Here is a 20,105-nt window from a genome sequence, read left to right as displayed (position 1 = left end):
TACCACCTAGACTATCATCGTCGCAAGGTTCGCTATCTGAGGCCACCTCTCCGCTGCCTCCCTAGCGACTGGGCCTCTGATTTCACTGCCTTTAGGAGTACCCTCGGGTGTTAACAGGACCACGGCGTTGTCCTCGAATGCCACCCACACGCCATTCGGTCTTCTGTAAGGTCTTCTCTGCCTGACTACAATGGCCTTGAAGACCTGCTTCCTTACGCTCGGACTCCCCTTCTTCACGGTCACTACTACTAGGTCTCCTACTCCAGCAGGCGGCACTCTTCTCAGCCTACCCTTATACCCTGGCACTCCTATGATCATCGCTTCTTTTCCACCACTGTTATCGGTCACAACGACTCTCGACCCAACCTGAAGACCAGTATTTACCTTACGCCGCGAGAAGGCGGGCTTACCTGCTACTGCTCTCTTCGCGCCCATCTCAACCACCTTTCTTCACAACACCTAGGACTACGAAAGATACGCTCTTGGCTAAAGGCCTTGTCTCGCCGATTACTACAACATCTCCTTCTCTGACTTTAATACAGGGTGGTAGGTGTGCGTGGATGTGTTTATGCCTCCTCTCGTATCTTTTGTACTTCGGGTCGTAGTACAAGTAGTCGTGCCTTACAACAACCGTCTTCTGCATCTTCGCGCTCTTAACAACACCAGTCAAAATAACGCCGCGGACTTTCAGGTGACCGTGCCATGGACATTTAGGGTCATTACAAGTCTCGCTGGGAGGCTCCACGCCCCTTATACCCACGTCCCGGACCTGCGCAGCGCTCACTTTAACCGCCTCTTCAACCTCTTAAGCCTTTCAGCTGGTCTACCTAAAATTAAATCCCCCTTTATAACCACTACCTCGCCGTGTGGGAGCTTGAATTCAAATACACCGCTCGGTTTAAAAACCCTGATCCTTCTGCCCTCCGCGGTCTCTATGAGAAGAGTTTTCAAGGTCTCATCTATCACTACTCCTTCGAGCCCGTTGAGGTTGGTGTCAGTATAGGATAAGACCCTCACTCTTAGGCCTATTATCTCGTGGAAAAGAATGTTCTTACTGTTTATTCTCAACTGCTGGACTACCTTCACTAGTCCTCTCTCTAGTGGTCTCTTCTACAGAGCTCTCTCTCGAGGCTTCCTCTCTCATAACCGTGAGGATTCTGGCAATGTCCCTCTTAATGTTCCTAATTCTACTAGTATTGGTGAGAGTCCCCACCCTCGACTGCATTTTCAGCTTGACCAGCTCTATCCTGAGCTCTATGAGTTTCCTGACTCTCTCCTCGGGCGGCATTTTCCTTATTTCACTGGCCTTCACTACTACCACCCCCTACTGGTGCCTCCCCTTTGACCTGGGGCTGCGCCAGTTCTTGCAACTCCTCGGGTTTCAGCTGTTTCAGCTCGACCTGGTCCGGTAGCGGGATAGACGGTTTGACTATGATTACCTCGACACCGAATATACCAGGCTTTAGTAGAGTCTTGGCAACAGCCCTGTCCACTATGTAGTCGACTAGGTCCCCCGCCTTGTAGATTTTCCCGGTTCTCATCTTCTCGTATGTTGCTCTCTCGCCTCTGAGTTTACCGCTGATCACGATCTCGGCCCCGAGCGCTCCCGCGTCCATAATCCTCTTTAGCATGGCCATCATAACTCTTCTGTAAGGTATCTCTTTCTCGAGGGCTCTAACTATGCGGAACGCGACGACTCTGGCGTTCAGGTCTGCGTCCGTCACTGGGGAAACCGTGATGTTTACGTTCTCCAGCCCGAACCTCGTCTGGAAGATCGCTGTGAGCTTCCTGATCACCGAGCCTCCCCTACCGATCAGCCTCCCAGGGTACTCAGCGTATATCACAACTCTGTGCCCTGTGGGGGTCTTGTAGAGCTCTACTCCTGCGTAGCCCGCGTCAACGAAGTAGCTCGCTAGGAACTGGTCGATCATCGTCTTCTTCAGCCCAAGGTTTATGAAGTACTGTTTTACCCTCGAGCCCACCATGTCAGCTCGCCTCTCTAACTATGACCTCCACATTAGTTGTTCTACGGAACTTGGGAGTTGCCCTACCAAAAGCCCTGGGCATGTACCTCTTAAGCGTGATCCCTTTGTGTGCTGCTATGTGTATTATTACCAGCTTGTCCTTGTCTAACCCCTTGTTTTCGGCATTTGCCTCCACGTTCTCGAGGAGTTCGAGGAGGAACTTCGCCGCCTTAACCGGGTACCTGCCGGCAGGCCAACCGTACTTGTCGGCCAGCCCTCTCTTATGGCTGACTTTGCCGTGGTACCTCCTGAACGGGATCGGCTCTTTTAGTTTGACGACGTTTTCCAGAAGTGTCTTGGCGTCCTTTAGTTTCATCCCTCTGAGGACTGAAACAACTTCTCTCATGTACTTTATAGAGACTGGTATATCGTACCTAACAGCCTTTGCGATTTTCGACTCGTCTCTCAACTGTAATGAGTAGTGCCAAGTCGGCATAGGACCACCCTACGTCTTCAGGGCTACGAACATACTGCTCCGGGTCGCCTTAAGACCCGGCTCTCCGTGGACGACCTTCTTGGTCGTCGGGCTGAACTCGCCAAGGTAGTGTCCTATCATCTCGGGGGTCACCTTCACTGGGACGAACTCTTTTCCGTTGTAAACGGCTATCGTCAATCCCACCATCTCGGGTAACACGACCATGTCCCTCACGTGGGTTTTTATAACGGCTTTCTTCGCGAGATCGGGGTTCTGTCTGATCTTCCTTATCTTCGCGAGCAATCTGATCTGGGCCTTCGTGAACCCTCTCTTCAGGCTCCTCCTAGCCCTGGCTGGCAACAGCTCGATCAGCTCGTCCATCGGCATTGACAGTAGCTCCTCGAGGGTCTTCCCCCTGTACCTGAACTTCTTCCACTCGGGCGGCATCTCCTTCAAGTCCAAAGACACACTAACACACCTGTAAGCACTCGATCCTGATATGCCTGCGTCTAGATTTTAATGTTTAACCTCTTTTTAAGGTAAATGGGTATCTTGCTGGGATTTTTAACGATTACCGTCTCGCAACCTATACTCTCGAGCCTCCTCAAGACATCTCTATTGTGCCTCGGCGGCGCGACCACGACTACTCTAATGCCTCTATCGACCAGGTTCCGCACTTCCAGCCAGGGATCTACGTCTCTTACGGTCTGCTGAAGATCGGACACGAGAACTACCACCCTCCCGGGGTGTCTACTTACCGCCACTCTAATAGCCTGGCTGATATTCGTATACCCCTTGAACCTCTGCGTGTAGACTCTCTCAAGGAACCTGTAGATGAGGGGCCTTGTCTTCTTCACAGGAGGTTTCACGACCTCGGTTCTATCCCAGAACAAGACTATCTTGTCTACAAGCTCTATTACGCTAGCCAGCGCTACCAGCGTCCACATACTGTACCTAAGCATACTACCACTGACGTCTACAACGGCCGTAATGCTCTTCTTCCTAGGCGAATCCTCGAATACCATTTTGTAGTTAAACCTAGTGTAGTTGAATACTGTTGACCTGACATCGAGCCTCCCCTTGGCGGACCTGACTTTTCTGCCCCCGATCGGTAAACCGCGCCGCGCCCTCTCGAAGACCCGGCAACCCAGTTTTATTGCCCTTTCTAGTACAGCGTAGTCGAGGCCTCTCGTTGAGGAAACGTCCGACAATTTCATTGAAATCAGCTCCAAGGTGTCGTCTGGATAGAGTTTCGAGACCAGGTGAAGTAGAAGCCTCTGGTCGTCGCTCAGTATCCTCTCTAGAATCGCTCTGTATTGTGGCTCAAGGGCAGAGGGCTCTATTTTTCCTGCGTAGTACAAGGCGGCTTGTCTCTCGGCCTGGTCACTGGTCACTACGTAGTTTAAGTAGTGTCTAAGAGCCTTGCCGAGCAGGGCCTTGTTTCTTGTGATGTCGTCTAGTTTCTCTACGCTCGTCAAACCGGCTAGAGATAGTGGTGAGAGCGTAGACATTCTGCTCCTGAGCCTGCTATCCCTGTAGAGGCTAGACACGATGCTCCACCTCTCTGCGAGGGGTTGTTTCTCTATGTCTTTCAAGTCGGTTGTAGACACTAGCTCGTCTACCAGCGTCCTCATCTTGTTAGACGCCTGCTTACCCAGCTTTTTTGACAGACGCAGTACAACGCCTAGCTTATCGTCCTTACCACCGGTCCCACTAGCTTTTGTTAACACAAAGTCTAGGACTCTCTTGTCCACAGTCTTATTGTGACCGTAATAATATCTTACAAGCTCTTCGATCTCGTCATAGTCCAACGACGTGAGTAGGTCGCTCGTTATCACACTGGCCCAGTACCTACTTGGAACTTCTTTCAGGTACTTAAGTACGTCCCTAGCCGTTATTGGTCTCTCCTCCGCAAAGGCCCTATAGGCTCCATTCCTGTCCATGACGAGCTTACCGCTCTTGTCTCTGTAAAGGACTTTGTTCGCCCTGAACCACACGTAGTTAAGAACCTCCTCTGCTGTGCCCTCCCTGATGACATCGCCTAGCCTCAGCCTCCTACCCTTGTTGGACAGGACTCTGTGAATACTCTCTTTACCCGGTATATAGAGCCAGCCCCCATAGCCTGCTAGCTCTTGCTCCGCAAGGTTGGACTTGTAGAACTCCTCTATTACCTCGCTCTTTACCGCGCCCTTCTCGTAGTTTAAGAGCTCGAGCGTCAACCTTATCCTCGCTAAGTCCTCGAGCTGTCCCGTTGGGATTCTCTCCGCACTCTTCACCTTCTCGTATAGTTCGTCGAGGACCTTGTTTACTAGGCTGTTGAACCCGTCACTCACGTGTTGGTAGTAGCTCATTCAACAACGCCTCGTCCTCGACGTTCTTGAGCAGTACTGCCCTACCTGCATCTGCTAACTCGTTTCTGCCAGCCTTGTCTAGCCCCCGCGCCTCTGCGAGTAGGGAGGCTAGCGTAAGCCACATGACGCTATCTGAAATACCCGGCTTGTACACGGCTTTCTGGCGAAGGGTCCTGACTATTTGAAGAGCCTCCTCGATCAGCCTGGGCTCTAGTCTATTAACCAGGTCTCCTAGCCTCAACTTTATCACCTCGAACTCCTCCTCGAGGGTCGGGTACTTGAACTCCACCCTGACAACCCGCCTCAGAAAAGCGTCGCTCAGCTCACCCTGTGCTATGTCGTAGGGGTTGCTCGTGAGAATGATCTGAAAGCCGTCATCCTTCTGGTAGTACACCCGCTTCAGCTCCGGGATTATGATCCTCCTCTTATCTATTATATCCAGCAAGAGGTTCTGGAACTCTTCGCTACTCCTCCTTATGTCGTCTATTAAGACCCCTGTGCCAAGTATCATGGCTGCTAGTAGGGGTCTCGGTATAAAGCTCTCCTCGTTGAAGCCCTTGCTCATCGCCATCGCGGGGTGAAAGTCCCCTATGACACGGTACTCGTCGTAGTTTTCGCTACAGGGCAGGATGAACGCCGACTTGCCGCTCCAGAGGCTTAAAATCGCCTCTCCTATTTCTGTTTTCCCGGTACCAGGCGGCCCCTCGAACAGGACAGGTCTGTTGTTTAAGAACGCCGCCACTGTGATATACACTATATACGGTTTAACTATGAGCTTGAAGTGCTCCCTAAGATACCTGATAATATCGGGCGGGTTTCTTATCACCGGGTACTTCCGGATAGTCTGGGAGTAGATCTCACGGACTTTACTTACTATCGGGTCAGTGGCTTTATCGCCGTTAATTGCCATCTCGACCGAGACCTATGAGCAGGTGTGAGCTCTTTTTCCAGAACAGCATTGTGTAAAAAGGTTATTTACCCTTTCTTCTCCCAGTCCTTCTCGCCGCTATGTGACCGACCTTCCTACCGGGCGGGGTGTTCCTAGCGACCGTAGTAGGCCTACCTACGTGCCTACCGCCTCCATGTGGGTGCGAGACGGGGTTCATCGCGAGACCGCGTACTCTAGGCCACTTGTGGGCCTTTGCCTTCCACTTGTAGTAGGAAGCACCAGCCTTCAAGAGCGGCTTCTCGACCCTACCTCCTCCAGCTATCACGCCTATAGTGGCCCTAGCCTCGTTAGATACCTCGACTACACGCCCGCTAGGCAACTGTATCTGCGTCCTGTTCCCCGACCTCCCCACAACCACAGCATACGTCCCGCCAGCCCTAGCATACCTCCCTCCATCACCAGGGTTTTTCTCTATGTTGGCGACTTGAGTACCCTCGGGTATCTTACCTACTGGTAGGATGTTACCGTTCTCGATCTTGGCCTCAGGACCTACCTCGATCACCTGTCCTACGTACATCCCCTCTACTGCTGGAATATAGAACTCTTCACCCGTCTCTAGTACTACTCTAGCGAGTGGCACCCACCTGCCAGGGTCGTGAACTAGGTCTACGACTTTCCCTTTAAAGGTCTTGTCTACGGGTAGTTGGGGATACTTAGCAGGGGCGATATGTAAGTGTCCCGGACTCCTGAATGTAGGTGAGCCCCTACCCATTCTCTGGGTGAGAATCCTCTTACCCATACAACCCACCTCACAGTAAGCCTAATTGGGTGGCTACATCGCTAGCCTTGTACTCGCTGGCCAGCTTGACGTAAGCCTTCTTTTCACCTCTAGGCGTGATCACCGTATTAACCCTAACTACTTTAACGTTGAAGAGCTTTTCAACGGCCTCTTTTATGAGAGTCTTATTAGCGGTTCTGTCGACTATGAATACTAGTGTATTGTTCTTGTCTATGAGTGTCAAGGCCTTCTCGCTGTGGACGGGCCTGATGATGACTTTAGCCAACCTGTCCTGCTCGCTCACAGGGATATCACCTCGAACCGCCTTCCTATCTCCTCAAGAGCGCTCTTCGTGAAGACGGTGAGCCTTCCTGGTACGCCACCCGGGGCGAGGTGAAGGACGCTTAGGTCTTTGGGCGTAGCTACGTCGACTCCCGGCAAGTTCCTTACAGCCTTAGCAAACAGCTTCTCAGTACTGGACACAACGAATAGGATGCTCTTGGGCTCCACATACCTTCTGCCCCTCATCTTCCCTTTACCAGCCCTTATCCCGGTTCCGTCCCGGCTCCTCTCCACGTCGCTCCATAGACCAAGCTTGACCAACAACTCTCTAGCTTTTTGAGTCGAGTCGACAGAGTCTTCGACACTATCGGCTAAAACGACTGGTAGCTGGTTCACACCGAATATGTGCCCTCTTCTCCTGACCAGCCCGACATCGCTTGTCGCTGCCAAAGCGCTTGCGAGAGCGAGGGCCTTCTCCTTCTTGTTGATCTCCTCTCTCAGCACCCTATCAGGGGTCGGCGGGAATGCTGCGCGCCCACCTCTAGCGCTAACAACAAACCTCGCTCTCCCGTTAGGGTTTCTAGGAACCCTCGCTATACCGTACCCTACACCCCAGCTGTAGGCAGTAGTTCTCTTGCCTGCTAGAGGATCCCTACCCTTGGGTTGGAGTCTCGCTGTGAAGGCCGCTAGGAATGCTCTCCTGACCAGGTCTGCTCTAACAGGGACGTTGAATACTGGAGGTAGCTCTATCTCGCCTACTTTGTTAGCGTTCTCGTCTAGCACACCCACCTTTTTTCTCTCCGACGAGGAAACTCTGACTAGTAGTTGCCAGGTCACCGCTACACACCCTGCTTGCTTTCAAGGCTCAGGTATGTTATTTGCGGGGGTGTTAAAGGTATCCAGCCAGCAGGCGGCCTAACGGGGTGTCTCAGCAACAGGGCTCTCTTAACAGTCCCTATGACGCTACCATCGATTAATATGTATGGGCCGTAGATCAGGCCGTAGTGTAGGAACCCGCCCTTCGGCACTACCTCGAGACCGCTCGCGCCGATCTTGAGTATCCGCTTATTCAACTCCGTCCTCCTGTGGAACCCCGTTTGGCCTGCTTGAGGCGGCTCGCTCATCGTGCCGAAGCCCGGGCTCCTGGCACCGATCTTTCTACTACCCTTCCTGTGTTTGTGCCACCTGGGTAGCTCCTTTACACCAAACCTCTTTATAACGCCCTGGAAGCCCTTCCCCTTAGTTACGCCTATAACGTCGACGAGCTGGCCCTCGATGAAGACGTCTGTGACGCTCACGTACCCTCCGGTTACCTTTTCGGCGTACGAGGTTATCTCGTCGATCTTCCCACCCCCTACTCTGATCTCGAAGATCTCGGGCTTCTTCTTGCCGATTCCCGAGAGAACCGGTATAGTCGAGACGATCAGGCTGACGGCCTTCACGTCACCCGTCAAGATCTGCTTCAACCTGCTCTCGTAGTCCGTCTCAATAAACTTAAACCCGTACTCACCGCTCGGGTCCGGTTTGACTAGGCCGTGGTTGACCTTCCTTAAACCAGAGAGGTACTTTCTCACAATGTCCTTGGTTGCCGCGTCCTTGAAGAACGGGTTGTCCTTGTAAAACTTCTCGAAGACTTCGGCAACAGCGTTAACAGGGCTTCTCCACGCCTCTCCGTAGGTCTTCAAAGAGCCGTTCTCGGAGACGTATGTCCTCAGACCTAAAACCACTATAGGCGGGGCGTCTAATGCTGTGACAGGTGTAAAGACGGGTTTACCTGTTAAAGGCGTGTGGGGCCTGTCCTCTACGACCATAGCATGGGTCATACCGGCCTTGTATACAGGGAACGCTAGTAGCGTGGGTCTTTTAACGACATTGAGTTTCTCGACTTCGCTCCCGTATCTTTCCTCGAGTAGCTCGATCCACGTCTTGGCGGGCCAAGTCCTTACACGTACTGATAGCTCGCTAGCCCTCTTCCTCGGCCTTACACCTAGGCTCCCGTGTCTCGGCGCTTCTAGTTTTCTATGACCCATTAAGCATACCCCAGGCTACTCAATGTAAACACTTAGACAAGGTTTTAAAGATGACCTCCTAGCGAGCTAGGTCAGGACCACCATCTGGGCGTCACGTGGTCGAGGCCAATAGCATATTGACTATTCCAAGGGTTATGATTAGAGCCTCCTCTGTTCTCACGGTAACAACTTTCTGGCCAGGTATCGTGTTCCACACGTCGTCGACGAACATCCTCAGGTTGAAGCCTTCGGCCACAGACATTTCGAAGAGGTCGTGGCTCGGAGACCCGAGTAGGACTACGACTTTTTTACCCGACATTCTCTTAGCATCGGTTACTAGGGACGGTACCCGTCCTCTCCTGTCGGTAGCGAGTAGAAAGCTCTTTCCAGCGTACTCCTCTAATACTTCCCTCAGTGAGTTTTTAAAAGCGGTCTCTGGACCCGTGTAGAGTTTTGTCTCCGTCAACTCCACTACCTTTTTAACTGGGTCTACTACTCTCACCTGCCGAACTCCCTCTCTACACTCTCCTTCGACGGCGAAGTCCTCTCCGACTCCTATGTCGGCAAAACAGCCATCCGCTGAACGCTTGACTAGCGCGGGTCTCACCTGCCCTGTATACGGTCTCTTGGACACGTGAAAGGACTCCAACCTAAGAGGCGGTAATATCCCCACGCCTCTCAGATCCCTGTCGATCGGGATCAGTTTCCTTCTCAGATAAGGGGGTGTCTTATAGTAGTTCCAGACCTTCTCTATAAAGGCCCTCGCAGTCCCGTGGTCTCTTTCGCTGGTCGAGAAGTCTTTGAAGAAAACCGCCTTCTCCACACCGAATATCGAGGTGTACCTCAGTATCTGGTAGGCTTTGAGAAGCCTAGACAGCCCAGGGGGTTCTACTGTTAAAACACTCGAGGGAAGAACGACGTGAACAGCATTCCCCAAACCTACTTACCCTTCTCTTTACCCTTCTCAGGTTTCTCCTCGGGCTTGGGCTTCTTCTCGCTCGACGACTTCCTCTCTTTAGTCATAAATATGGTAGTCCTCTGCTTACCTCCCACCTGTATCACCCAAGCTAGAGAGACACGCAGAGTCGCCTATTAAACCCTTTTACCGTCAGATACGACCGCACACATCACTACTCAGGATGCTCGCCGCTCATCACTACTGTTTTTCTGCACCGGGTTTCTGACCTTAAATACTACCGGGTGAGGGTCTAAGGTATTTAGAAGCACCGCTTCGCCGACACCGAGCCGACCAAGCTTCTTAGACAGGGCGTCGTACTCTAGCCCGAGGAGTTCCGCGACGGTTCGAGCGTACTTCTCGTTAGGTGACCCAAAGACTACTATTAGGTGAGCGTTCTCGAAGACCTCCCTGGGGATGTCCCCGGGGTTCTGAGTGGATAGAACTACGCCAACACTTCTACTCCTCCCCTCTTTGAACAGCTCTACTACGAGTCTGGACCTGCTTACCCTCCACGCCTCGTCGACGACGAGCAGTCTCAGCTCGCTTGTGGTTCTCTTAAAGAGCGCGTCCTTGGCCAGGTACAAGAGTGAGAGACCGTAAGCTGTCTGGTACGCGTAGCCATAACCACCCAGATTTACGAGGACATTGTCTCCCAGGATCAACTCGCGTAGATTACTGCTGGACGCCTCGCCCCTAAGTAACTCGATTAGCGGCAGTACGTCCGCCCTGATACCGCCCTCTAAACGGTCGTCTGTCAAGAGAGAGTAGACGTACTCCACCGACTCGACGAGACTGTCCCTCGGTACTTGTAGCGACGAGGACAAGATATCGGTTATAAGGCTCTTGACCTCTAGACCCCCACTAGCTAGGCTCCTAATAGAGAGGGGGTACTCCCTGGGCTCGACTACCTTAGCGATTCCCCCCTCTAAGTACGAGGCCAGATCTCCCTTGAAGTCCACTCCAAGGAAGATACCGGTTCCCAGGGAGGCGAATACCTGGAGCAGGTTGGCCAAGAGTGTCGTCTTACCTCGGCCCGTGGGACCGATAACTAGCATGTGTTTAGTAAGCAAGTCGGTAGGCACGAGCACCGGGGTGTTCTCCTCGATTTCTACTCCAAGAACCACGGCGTTGTCGTAGTCTAACTTGGGCCTCTTGACAGCCGGTATAGGGAGTATAGGGGCCACTGCGCTCATAGGCCCAACAAACGTTCGTATACTCAGCTCACTCGTCGACCCGGTCTCGTAAGCTAGTATCTTCTCGATCTCTCTCTTAGCCTCCCTGACTTTCAGGCCCAGGCTAGAGCGGAGAATGTTCGATACCATGGAGGAGTGGTAGGATAGTATTTGCCTAGCCTCCTCGATGGACTTCACCTCCACGCGTATCTTCACTACGAGAGACAGCCTTAGAAGAGGTCTACCCTCCACGATCAGCCTGTAGAGCTCGCTGAGAGTCTCCAACCTGGTCTCAAGCCTCGCCTTTATGTGCGGCTCGCTCGTCAACTCCAACGACGCTCTCAAGTTAGCCATCTCGTTCTCAATTTTTCTAGCATACGAGGACAAGTCGAGCTGCGTCTTTACCAGCTTTACTTCGCTACCGTGGGGTAGCTTATCGATGACTGAGGCTAGCCTCTCGACATTGTCGTAAAGCCTTGAGGGGCTCAAGCCCCTTACGTCGAAGTCCATCTCGTCCGCTACTAGGTACCTGAACCCGACGACCTTGTCCCTGCTAACGAAGTACACGTCTGGTGGGTCGACACGTACCTCCCGGTTATTAGACTGCCTGCTGAACAGGCCTCTAATTCCTCTCAGACCTACCAAAGATAAACACCAACAAGGCTACGAGTATTACCACGCCTAGATAGACCAGTAAACTGGGGAGGACAGGCTCCTCTACTAGGCTCATGAGAAGGACTAGGAGGGTCATTATCACTAGGGCGCCTTCTAGCCTCCTCAAGGCCCTAGCACCAATAGCCTGGATATCCTGGCCTCAACCCCACCGAGTATCCTGGCTAAACCGAGGGTGGCTGTCACGAGTACAAATATGTACACAACGGGTAGGACTAGGAGAGTGAAGAACTTTACAGAGACAGCGCCGATGGCCAAGGAGAGGGTTGAACCGCTCTCAGCGACTTTCTCGAAGTAGTACACCTCACTTACATTAGGCTTCGACGCCACTACGTTAACCACTTGAATGGTGAGATTATGTAGTCCTGGGTTGAGACTTATCACTAGTGCCTTGAAACCGACGTTGAACCAATAAAATGAAACAGTGTAGCCCTGGCCAGTAGCGTTATCGAACCACACATGTAGCGTACTAGACGACTCGTAAACAAGGTAGATCTTCGTATTGTACAACACGTTGAATAACACGGTGAAGGTGTTGCCCGCCCTATCAACAGACTCGACGACCGCTTCATCATTATTATAGTAGACTAGAGTGTTCATGTCTATTTTTATAATGTTTGGGACCCGGAAGGTCAGGTTCACTATACCCCCGCTACTCGTGACGTTGGCCTCTTCAGAATACTTCGAGCCCGGCAACAAGAAGTCGAGCCTCTGGTATCCCGGAGGGATCCACCTCTCCATGGAAGTAGCGTTGACGAGACCGCTCGAATCGCTCAAGTACATGTAGAGCTGGTCGCCGTTAGCGTCGCTCGCGTTTACGACGTAGTAAGCGATAGGCTGGTTTAGGTAGTCGAACAGTCTTATGTACGCTGGCTGAGCCTGGACAAAGTTGTCTGGCGGGTTGAAGGTCGAGAACATCGCAACGAAGTTTGGGAGGAGGGGGGCACCAACTGTAAACACTATCGGGAGGGATATGAGTACGGCTCCTGCCGGTCTCGTCAGCCTAAAAGGTATAGAGTATAGCAGAATGCCGACGGCGATCATCGTCTTAGCCGTGAGATATATCGCCTTTACAGCCAGGTAGAAGACGGTGATCGTGACGAGGACGTCTACGAGTAGGCTAACCATGGGGGATATTAGGCCCGAGGCTAAGAACCCGAGCCCTACTTTGCTGTACAGGAAGCCTATGGTCTTCAGTAACACGAAGAGGGACATTAACGAGGCTGACTCCGCAACATACCACTCGTTCAACAGCCTCCAGTCTGCCCCGATGACCGTGCTGAGGTAGGAGATGCTGAAGACTAGCGCCTTGTAGCTAAAGACCATGAAAGCCGAGAACACTCCGTCAACCATGAGTCTTTGCCCGACCTTCTTGACGGAGGACAGTGGTATGGGGAGACCCTTCAACGCGGCACCTATGAAGTACGTCAAGACCGAGAGGTAGTATGCTAGGTACAGTAGGTCCATTTAGACACCTACGGGCTGGGCGGTGGAGGCAGGGGCTGGTACACCGAGGACGCTATGTACGACACGAGCGCGAACACGCTACTACCCACAGCTAGCCAAAAGGCTGCCCAAACACCGTCCTCCAGTATCCTCTCGCCTATCTTCTTGACCCTCGTGAGCGGTATGGGGAGACCTTTGAGAGCCCAACCTACAACCCAAGACAAGAAGAAGAGAGCCCAGGCTACTACGACGACCTGGGCTGTAACGTCTCTGACGAACTCTACTAACCCCATGACCAAACCCGTCTAAAGCTTGCCCTAACAACCATGAGACTGAGGCGAAAGTGTTGTCCAGCGAGGCTATATTAGAGGGGATATGCCTGAACACTGTCTATGATTATGAAATCTCTAATCACCAGTTACGAGACTGAGCTGTATGCCGAGAACCTGGCCGAAGGTCGCAAAGGTGTACTGGGACCCCTATGACGACGTACCCGTAATACAGCCTAGACAGGACGAGATCGACTTGTACTACGTTTTGAGGCTCACCGAGCCAGGCGACGCGAGACCAGCTAGACCGGGGGATTACCAGAGGTTGAGAGACAGCATCGTAAGGGGGTTCGGTAGCGATAAACTATTCAGAGAACTCTTTGAGAATAGAGTGGTATTGTTCAACAAGGTGCCTCACTGGGACCTCATGTATGAGGTGGCGTCCTCGGGCAACGTGTGGGGCCAGCTCTACTTCGACCCTTTTGCTGACACTTGGAAGTTCAGGCTGAGCTACCACGGGGCTTACGAGGCACTGGACAAGGGGTTGGTCGACCACGTCAAGGTTGACTCCAAGTACTTCTATAATGGTATGGCAATCAGCCCGTCCTCTTCAAGCCAGCAAAGTCTCGTCGTACTTGACTACAAGGGTAGAATCAGGGCTATAGCCGAGAACGTCGGCGACAAGTTTGTTATAACTAAGACATTCCACGACTATAGGCCACCTGTGGAGACGAGTAGAAGACCGAGCACTCTCCAGGACGTGATAAAGAAGAACAAGGAGGGCCTTCTAACGCTGGAAGGGAGGGCTATCAGGCACCTCATAAAGGTTCACGAGAAATACAACTACAAGCCTGTAGTCTCTTATTCTGGCGGTAAAGACAGCCTCGTCAGCCTCCATCTCGCTGTCAAGGCCTTTGGAGGTGTTGACATGCTGTTCAACGATACAGGTATCGAGCTACCGGAGACTCTCAAGAACGTCGAGGAGGTTTCTAAAGCTTACAGCCTCGACTTGGTCACGGCATCCGCTGGCAACTTCTTCTGGACAGCTGTTGAGGCCTTTGGACCGCCTGGGAAAGACTACCGGTGGTGCTGCAAGATAATCAAGCTGGTGCCTATAGCAAAGACTAGTAGAGCAAAGTGGCCTAGTGGAGCGCTCAATATAGTGGGGCAGAGGGCGTACGAGTCCCTGGACAGAGCGAAAAGCCCCGTGGTGTGGAGGAACAAATGGATCCCCCACGTGGTCTCTACCACGCCCATACAGGACTGGAGCCAGCTCTCGGTCTGGCTATACATCTACGCCAACAAGCTACCATACAACAGACTGTACGATACCGGGTTCGACAGGCTAGGCTGCTACCTCTGCCCCTCTAGTTACCTAGCCGAGTTCAAGGACGTGTCGACTCACTACCCCTGCTTGTGGGAGAGGTGGCTCAACGTCTTAGAGCGTTGGAGAGAGAAACTGAACCAGCCCCCGGAGTGGGTCAAGTACGGTTTGTGGAGGTGGCTCACGCCAGCAGCAGCTAAGAAGAGGGTTGCTAGGAAAATACCTGGCTACGTCCTAGACTGGAGAAAAGAGTACACTCTGAGACTTCTCAATAGCGAGGCTCGACTCGCACCCCTACACGTGAAGAAGGATGCTAACTCGCTCGAAGTAACGTTTAACGACGACGTGGTGGAAGACGAGGCGCAACAAACATTCGCCGAGAACATTAGAATGCTCTCGTTCAAGGTCTGGAGGGAGGGCGACTCTATACTCGTGGAGGCCAAGAATACACGCATTAAGATCGCCCGCAATACTCTTAGAGTAGAGCCCTTCGACAAAGACGAGAACGTGGAAGACCTGGCAGACGTCTTGAAAGTGGTTTACCGAACGAGGTCTTGTGCTAAATGTGCCAGTTGTGTACTCTGGTGCCCACTTAACAGGGTTAAAATGACCCCTAAAGGCCCGTTACCGCTTGTTCCGTGTCCCTCCTGCAAGCTGTGTATTGACACGTGCCCGCTGGCTGACCAACTAGTCGAGAAAGTGGTTATCCCGCTTATTCTAGGTAATCCGAAGGCGTTTAAGCGTAGCTCGAGGAGGCATGGGACAGATATAATCCAGGTGTTCACAAAGATGTACAGGCTACGGGGCGACAGGGTCAGTCCCGCCTTATGAGCTCTTTCACCATGAGGAACTTCTTCTCGCTCTCGTAGATCTCCTGGACGAGGTCTCTGCCTCTCATAACGTTGTTTAGTATCTTCACAGCCTCTGCCGACCCCACACCTCTCGCGGACAGCGCCAGCAACGCGTCCCTCTTGAACCTATAGAGCAGGACAGCTCTCCTGCTCAGCTCGTCGAGAATCTTGTTTTCTTCGTCTGTCAGTTTCAGTTTATTCTTGAGTTTCTTAACAATCTCGAGCTCGTTAGATATGTTGTGCCCCTTGACGAGTGTAAGAGTGGCTCTCCCACACTTCGGGCATCCGAACCCGCTCCACTTCAAGAAGTCCGCTACGCTACCGGACTCGTGGTACCCGCAACTGAGGCACAGTAATGTCACCTTACGCGAGAGGAGTTTCGCGAGGTACGCCTCCTGGTCGAAGACCAGTCCTCTGACCAGTGGAACCTCTATGTACTCTAGTACCTCCTTGTGGAAGTCGCTGAGGTTTTCTGAAACTCTATCCACTACCTTGACAACACCTGTTACGACAAGCCTCGCGAGCTCTCTAGCCGAAGTAATGTCGTAGTCTCTGGTCAGCACCTCTTTGAACGCCTCTCTGCCTATTACAGTATCCACGAAGGCCTGTAACATGGCGTTACTAACTCTCTCCGCCTCAGGGGATATGGCACCAAACCTTTGAGCTACCTGGTATATCCGCCAGAGGAGAGTCTTACTCTCTTGTGCAGCGTTTTGTAGAAAGCTCTCTTCAACAAATTTGTCGAGCGAGTTGAAGAACTTGACCACGTTTTCGCGTAGTAGCTCGGGGTCCACGTTAGAAGCCCTCAGCACTACGGCGTAAGGTGTAGAGTACGTCTTGATGTTTCCCAACGGGTAGATCCTTTTGACGTAGTAGTGAAGCAGGTCTTTGAGCATCGAGTTCACTTTTGAGCCTCCGAAGACGTTTATGATGATGGCCCTCAGGGGTTTGACGTAGTCTACAACGATGGTCTTGTCGTCCCCGAAGAGATCTAGTCCTCTCGTAGTGACGTCGATCTTAAGCCCGTACTCTCTTCTCGCGCCTTCTATTCGGCCCTCTTTGAGCCTCCTTATCACGCTACCTACTTCCCTGGCCACCTTGTACTCTACGGGTATGTTCTCTCCTTCCCAAGACGGTATGACGGCCTCTTCGGACGGAGCTTCTGCTCTCTCAACGTACAGCCTACCCTCGCTCTCGGCATACGAAACTACTCTCCAGACACTTCCCGCTAGAACTAGGTAGTCCCCTTGTTGAACGTTTAAAATCACGTAGTCTTCGTCTAGACTCCCGACCCTGTTACTACTGGCTACGTCTACAACTGTTATCTCCCTAGTCGAGGGTATCATAGAAGTCTTGTAGACGTGTAGCCTCGTCTTCCGAGTAGGCTTCAGAAGGCCTGACTCCAGTTTCACTATCCTACTGTAATCAAGGTAAGACACGACGTCCATGAAGTCCTGGAAGGAGAGGTTTTTGTATAGCGCGTTTTGAACTATACTAGCGTACAGCCTGTTGACGTCTACACCGTGGGGGTTGATTAACGTGTACACGGCGATAGAGTAGGACAACACATCTAGAGGAGAGTCATGTATAGTCTCCTTCTCCAGCTCCCCCGCTAAAGCCCTCCTGGCTATCACGACTGACTCTAGGTAATGAAGCAGGTTGCTGGTCGACACGATACTTCCCTTAGAAACGCCTCCTAGCCTGTGCCCGCTCCTCCCAATTCTCTGCACGAGCCTCGTTACTTGCCTGGGGGACAAGTACTGTATAACGTAGTCGACGCTACCTATGTCGATACCTAGTTCGAGGCTGGAGGTCGCTACTACAGCCTTGATCTCCCCGCTTCTAAACCTCCTCTCTACTTCCTCGCGGTGTTCCTTCGACAAGCTCCCGTGGTGTACGCTTATCTGGAGGTCGAGCCCGAGCCTTTCGCTGAGGTTTTTCAGCAGGCTACTCATGTACTCTGCCATCGTCCTCGTATTCGTGAAGACCAGGACGCTCCTGCTCTCGTTTATCTTCCTGATAATGTAGTATGCTCTCCCGGCAACACGCTCGTCCACGGTACCGCCGACGGCTTCTCTACACTCGTCGTCGCAAGACGGGGCCTCGACGCTGATCTCTAGTTCTTTACCACCTGTGTCCTTAACGACCTCTGTGGGGAGCCTGTTAATAGATGAGATCAATTCGCTAACGGCATTTTCGTTGCTTACCGTAGCCGACAACCCTATCACGACAGGCCTTATCCTCAGGTGGTTGACCACCAAGTATAGGGTTGTCAGTAGCAAGAGACCTCTCTTGCTCTCGACGAGCTCGTGTAGCTCGTCCAGTATCACGAACCTTAGGTTAGAAAGCTGTCTCAACAACTCCGCGTTCAATAGAACATAAGTGAACGTCTCCGGGGTCGTAACGAGCACTTGTGGAGGGCTCTTTTGTATAGCCTTTCTCGCGCTGTACGGCGTGTCGCCGTGTCTGAGAGCTACGGTGACATTAAAACACCCAGCCAGCCTACTAATCCTGTTCACTATATCCCTGTTCAGCGCTCGGAGGGGTGTAATGTAAACGCAGGAAATAGGCTTCGCGTTCAACCTCGACAAGACGTAGAAAACCGGTATTACCGCAGCCTCCGTCTTTCCCGAGCCCGTGGGCGCGACCACGATTACGTTGCTCCGCTCTCTAACTATCTTTTTAAAAGACTCTTTTTGTAAACTCGTAAACTCCCTATAGCCTAACTGTCTTAAACATTCAGGTAAACTCATGCTGTTTCCCGGAACAAGCGTACAAAGGCACCAGTTATCTGGAAATCCTTTAAACCCTTTTAACTTAAGACTATCAGATAGGGCCCGTGGTCTAGCCTGGTTAGGATGCGGGGTTCGGGTCCCCGTGACCCGGGGTTCAAATCCCCGCGGGCCCACTTACATGGTGCTATGTCTTGTCTACGGCTGGCTACTGCTCCGCAAGGGATTCTATCAGGAAAGTCCTCGAGGTCTCTAAAACAGTCGGGGTGGTCGATGAGCAGGCTCTAAGGAGGTTTGTCAAAGTCAACGTTCAAGGCGCGGACTTAAACACGTGGGTTTACATGGGCCCCAGCGGTGACTACGTCATAGTCCCAGGAGTCTTCTGTAGCTGTAGTGACTTCACTATCAGGGTAGTGGGGAGGAGAGAGAAGTGTTACTGTAAGCACCTCGTTGAACAAGTGCTGTCGGAGAAGAGGGGGCTCTACAGGGTGGTGGACCTCGGCTCGTTCGACGAGTACGTTAAGATATTAAACGAGGTTTTTACACAGAATTTAACATCTACCTTGAGAAAGAAATTGTACACGAGGTAGAGAAAATGGGTAAAAGAAGGAAGAAGTATAAGAGGGTCGTTAAAAGGATCCCTAAAATACCAACAGTATTCCAGTGCCCTAGGTGCGGAGCCAAGACCCTCAGTATAAAGTTCGAGAAACTCGATACGCCTGGATTCAAGAGAGCTATAATATCCTGCGGCTCCTGCGGGCTGTACGCAGAGTACCCGCAACCAGTCCCCGAGATACTCCAGGCCGTCGACGTCTACGCCAAGTTCCTGGACTTATATTTAGAAGGCAGCATCAAAGTTGAGACGAGGAAGCCTGGCGAAGGGAGCGGGCTTGGGGAAGGTCAGCAACTACCTGAAGGAGAAACTTGAGAAAGGAGAGAAGCTTCACTTCACCTTGATCGACCCTGCTAAGAAAGTAGACTACAGCGAGCTCGAGAAGGTTGCGCTTAGGCTGCATGAGGCTGGTACTGACGCCTTCCTGGTTGGTGGTAGTCTTGGTGTTACGCCAGAGGAGGCGGGGGACGTATCGAGTATTTTGAAAAAGGCGACTGGTCTACCCGTGATAATCTTCCCGGGGAATATCAATTGTCTCACGCCTAAGGCCGATGCCGTGTTGTTCATGGTCTTAATGAACAGCCTAGAGCCGTACTACTTGGTGCAAGCGCAGGTCCAGGCAGCTCCTTTAGTAAGAAAGTACGGTCTAGAGGCCCTCCCGACAGGCTACCTCGTCCTATACGGCGAGACCGCTGTCGCTCACGTAGGTAGAATACAACCCATACCCCCGGAGAAGCCTGAGATCGGGCTGGCCTACGCACTCGCAGCCGAGATGATGGGCTTCAAGTACATATATCTCGAGGCTGGTAGTGGGGCTAGCAGACACGTCCCGGAAGCCTTCCCAAGCCTGATAAAGAGGAGCACTAGTCTAACAGTGATCGTGGGAGGGGGCGTGCGCTCACCTGAGGTAGCCAGGAGCCTCGCTAAAGCAGGGGCCGACATTATAGTGACTGGTAATATTGTAGAAGAAGACTACGAGAAAGCGGTCTCAATCATTAGAGGGATCAAGAGCCGCTAGCTTCGACGTATTTCTCCTTGAACGCCTCTTCCAGGTCTATGTTTAGCAAGTTCGCTACGCTGAGGAGCCAAGCAAACACGTCTGCTATCTCCTCGCGCAGGTTCTCAGGGTTCATCTCGAGAAGCGCCCTCGCAAGCTCCCCAACCTCTTCGACGAGCCACGTGAAGGTTGCGTAGAGTCCTCTGGCGTGGTCTCTCTCGTAGTAGACTCTCCTTATCAGCTCTTGCGCTTCTCTCAGCTCCAATACCAGCGCACCCAGCTTCAGGCTTATAAAGACACGCTCAAATAAAGACTTGCGGTGG

Annotated in this window: 24 protein-coding genes and 1 tRNA gene; 5 read left to right on the top strand and 20 right to left on the bottom strand. The window is 52.3% G+C overall.

All coding sequences use genetic code 11. The features are described 5' to 3' along the window. Positions 1 to 6: 6 nt before the first annotated feature. The 18 genes from TCELL_RS01735 to cedA1 form a co-directional block, all read right to left on the bottom strand. The gene (locus TCELL_RS01735; protein WP_014737011.1) at positions 7 to 435 is read right to left on the bottom strand and encodes a 50S ribosomal protein L14; all 429 of its coding nucleotides are present in this window, start codon (positions 433 to 435) and stop codon (positions 7 to 9) included. A 1-nt stretch (position 436) separates the two neighbouring features. Next, positions 437 to 784 (bottom strand): 30S ribosomal protein S17, encoded by a 348-nt coding sequence (locus TCELL_RS01730; RefSeq protein WP_048162897.1) that lies wholly within the window; start codon positions 782 to 784, stop codon positions 437 to 439. Next, on the bottom strand, positions 781 to 1,086 hold the full coding sequence (locus TCELL_RS01725; RefSeq protein ID WP_238529029.1) for a ribonuclease P protein component 1: 306 nt from the start codon (positions 1,084 to 1,086) through the stop codon (positions 781 to 783). Before TCELL_RS01725 ends, TCELL_RS01730 begins: the two co-directional genes overlap by 4 nt. Next, a complete protein-coding gene (gene rpmC, locus TCELL_RS01720; RefSeq protein ID WP_014737008.1) occupies positions 1,052 to 1,288 on the bottom strand; it encodes a 50S ribosomal protein L29 in 237 nt (78 codons plus the stop codon). The genes TCELL_RS01725 and rpmC overlap by 35 nt, the downstream gene beginning before the upstream one ends. 10 nt (positions 1,289 to 1,298) lie before the next feature. Continuing rightward, complete coding sequence (locus tag TCELL_RS01715) at positions 1,299 to 1,985, bottom strand: 30S ribosomal protein S3 (RefSeq protein WP_014737007.1); 687 nt, start codon at positions 1,983 to 1,985, stop codon at positions 1,299 to 1,301. Position 1,986: 1 nt separating this feature from the next. Beyond that, a complete protein-coding gene (locus TCELL_RS01710) occupies positions 1,987 to 2,460 on the bottom strand; it encodes a 50S ribosomal protein L22 (RefSeq protein ID WP_048162893.1) in 474 nt (157 codons plus the stop codon). A 9-nt stretch (positions 2,461 to 2,469) separates the two neighbouring features. Further along, positions 2,470 to 2,886, bottom strand: a complete 417-nt coding sequence (locus TCELL_RS01705) for a 30S ribosomal protein S19 (protein ID WP_420834837.1) — start codon at positions 2,884 to 2,886, stop codon at positions 2,470 to 2,472. 62 nt (positions 2,887 to 2,948) lie between these two features. After that, the gene (locus tag TCELL_RS01700; RefSeq protein WP_014737004.1) at positions 2,949 to 4,790 is read right to left on the bottom strand and encodes a vWA domain-containing protein; all 1,842 of its coding nucleotides are present in this window, start codon (positions 4,788 to 4,790) and stop codon (positions 2,949 to 2,951) included. Next, positions 4,765 to 5,700 carry an AAA family ATPase gene (locus tag TCELL_RS01695; RefSeq protein ID WP_014737003.1) on the bottom strand — a complete coding sequence of 312 codons (936 nt, stop codon included), beginning with the start codon at positions 5,698 to 5,700 and terminating at the stop codon, positions 4,765 to 4,767. The genes TCELL_RS01700 and TCELL_RS01695 overlap by 26 nt, the downstream gene beginning before the upstream one ends. 61 nt (positions 5,701 to 5,761) lie before the next feature. Then, the gene (locus TCELL_RS01690) at positions 5,762 to 6,478 is read right to left on the bottom strand and encodes a 50S ribosomal protein L2 (RefSeq protein ID WP_014737002.1); all 717 of its coding nucleotides are present in this window, start codon (positions 6,476 to 6,478) and stop codon (positions 5,762 to 5,764) included. A gap of 10 nt (positions 6,479 to 6,488) precedes the next feature. Beyond that, a complete protein-coding gene (locus tag TCELL_RS01685) occupies positions 6,489 to 6,761 on the bottom strand; it encodes a 50S ribosomal protein L23 (RefSeq protein ID WP_014737001.1) in 273 nt (90 codons plus the stop codon). Continuing rightward, positions 6,758 to 7,576 carry a 50S ribosomal protein L4 gene (rpl4p, locus tag TCELL_RS01680; RefSeq protein ID WP_052307200.1) on the bottom strand — a complete coding sequence of 273 codons (819 nt, stop codon included), beginning with the start codon at positions 7,574 to 7,576 and terminating at the stop codon, positions 6,758 to 6,760. The genes TCELL_RS01685 and rpl4p overlap by 4 nt, the downstream gene beginning before the upstream one ends. A gap of 2 nt (positions 7,577 to 7,578) precedes the next feature. Further along, on the bottom strand, positions 7,579 to 8,769 hold the full coding sequence (locus TCELL_RS01675; RefSeq protein WP_014736999.1) for a 50S ribosomal protein L3: 1,191 nt from the start codon (positions 8,767 to 8,769) through the stop codon (positions 7,579 to 7,581). Between the two features lie 91 nt (positions 8,770 to 8,860). Continuing rightward, positions 8,861 to 9,685, bottom strand: a complete 825-nt coding sequence (locus TCELL_RS01670; protein WP_014736998.1) for a putative RNA uridine N3 methyltransferase — start codon at positions 9,683 to 9,685, stop codon at positions 8,861 to 8,863. 197 nt (positions 9,686 to 9,882) lie between these two features. Next, positions 9,883 to 11,523, bottom strand: a complete 1,641-nt coding sequence (locus TCELL_RS01665; protein WP_014736996.1) for an ATP-binding protein — start codon at positions 11,521 to 11,523, stop codon at positions 9,883 to 9,885. Continuing rightward, on the bottom strand, positions 11,501 to 11,659 hold the full coding sequence (locus tag TCELL_RS07470; protein ID WP_014736995.1) for a hypothetical protein: 159 nt from the start codon (positions 11,657 to 11,659) through the stop codon (positions 11,501 to 11,503). The genes TCELL_RS01665 and TCELL_RS07470 overlap by 23 nt, the downstream gene beginning before the upstream one ends. Next, positions 11,656 to 13,017 (bottom strand): hypothetical protein, encoded by a 1,362-nt coding sequence (locus tag TCELL_RS01660; RefSeq protein WP_014736994.1) that lies wholly within the window; start codon positions 13,015 to 13,017, stop codon positions 11,656 to 11,658. The genes TCELL_RS07470 and TCELL_RS01660 overlap by 4 nt, the downstream gene beginning before the upstream one ends. A gap of 8 nt (positions 13,018 to 13,025) precedes the next feature. Further along, positions 13,026 to 13,289, bottom strand: coding sequence for a DNA import protein CedA1 (gene cedA1 / locus TCELL_RS01655; protein ID WP_014736993.1), 264 nt, complete (start codon positions 13,287 to 13,289; stop codon positions 13,026 to 13,028). A 142-nt stretch (positions 13,290 to 13,431) separates the two neighbouring features. On the opposite strand from cedA1, the gene TCELL_RS01650 reads away from it, so the two are divergent. After that, the gene (locus tag TCELL_RS01650) at positions 13,432 to 15,420 is read left to right on the top strand and encodes a phosphoadenosine phosphosulfate reductase domain-containing protein (protein ID WP_014736992.1); all 1,989 of its coding nucleotides are present in this window, start codon (positions 13,432 to 13,434) and stop codon (positions 15,418 to 15,420) included. On the opposite strand, the gene TCELL_RS01645 is transcribed toward TCELL_RS01650, so the two are convergent. Then, a complete protein-coding gene (locus TCELL_RS01645; protein WP_014736991.1) occupies positions 15,404 to 18,193 on the bottom strand; it encodes a DEAD/DEAH box helicase in 2,790 nt (929 codons plus the stop codon). The two genes, TCELL_RS01650 and TCELL_RS01645, sit on opposite strands and share 17 nt — an antisense overlap. Positions 18,194 to 18,273: 80 nt before the next feature. Between TCELL_RS01645 and TCELL_RS01640 the strand changes: the two genes are divergently transcribed. The 4 genes from TCELL_RS01640 to TCELL_RS01625 all read left to right on the top strand — a co-directional run bounded on the left by TCELL_RS01640 (position 18,274) and on the right by TCELL_RS01625 (position 19,803). Beyond that, positions 18,274 to 18,348, top strand: a tRNA-Pro gene (locus tag TCELL_RS01640). Between the two features lie 18 nt (positions 18,349 to 18,366). Next, complete coding sequence (locus tag TCELL_RS01635; RefSeq protein ID WP_014736990.1) at positions 18,367 to 18,762, top strand: hypothetical protein; 396 nt, start codon at positions 18,367 to 18,369, stop codon at positions 18,760 to 18,762. Positions 18,763 to 18,767: 5 nt separating this feature from the next. Then, positions 18,768 to 19,100, top strand: a complete 333-nt coding sequence (locus tag TCELL_RS01630; protein ID WP_014736989.1) for a hypothetical protein — start codon at positions 18,768 to 18,770, stop codon at positions 19,098 to 19,100. Beyond that, on the top strand, positions 19,063 to 19,803 hold the full coding sequence (locus tag TCELL_RS01625) for a phosphoglycerol geranylgeranyltransferase (RefSeq protein ID WP_014736988.1): 741 nt from the start codon (positions 19,063 to 19,065) through the stop codon (positions 19,801 to 19,803). Before TCELL_RS01630 ends, TCELL_RS01625 begins: the two co-directional genes overlap by 38 nt. Here TCELL_RS01625 and TCELL_RS01620 read toward each other — a convergent pair. Further along, positions 19,790 to 20,047, bottom strand: coding sequence for a MazG nucleotide pyrophosphohydrolase domain-containing protein (locus tag TCELL_RS01620; protein ID WP_014736987.1), 258 nt, complete (start codon positions 20,045 to 20,047; stop codon positions 19,790 to 19,792). The genes TCELL_RS01625 and TCELL_RS01620 overlap by 14 nt on opposite strands. Positions 20,048 to 20,105 lie beyond the last annotated feature (58 nt).

This window comes from Thermogladius calderae 1633 (assembly GCF_000264495.1).
Taxonomy (GTDB): Archaea; Thermoproteota; Thermoprotei_A; order Sulfolobales; family Desulfurococcaceae; genus Thermogladius; species Thermogladius calderae.
This window is presented reverse-complemented; position numbering and strand designations above follow the sequence as displayed.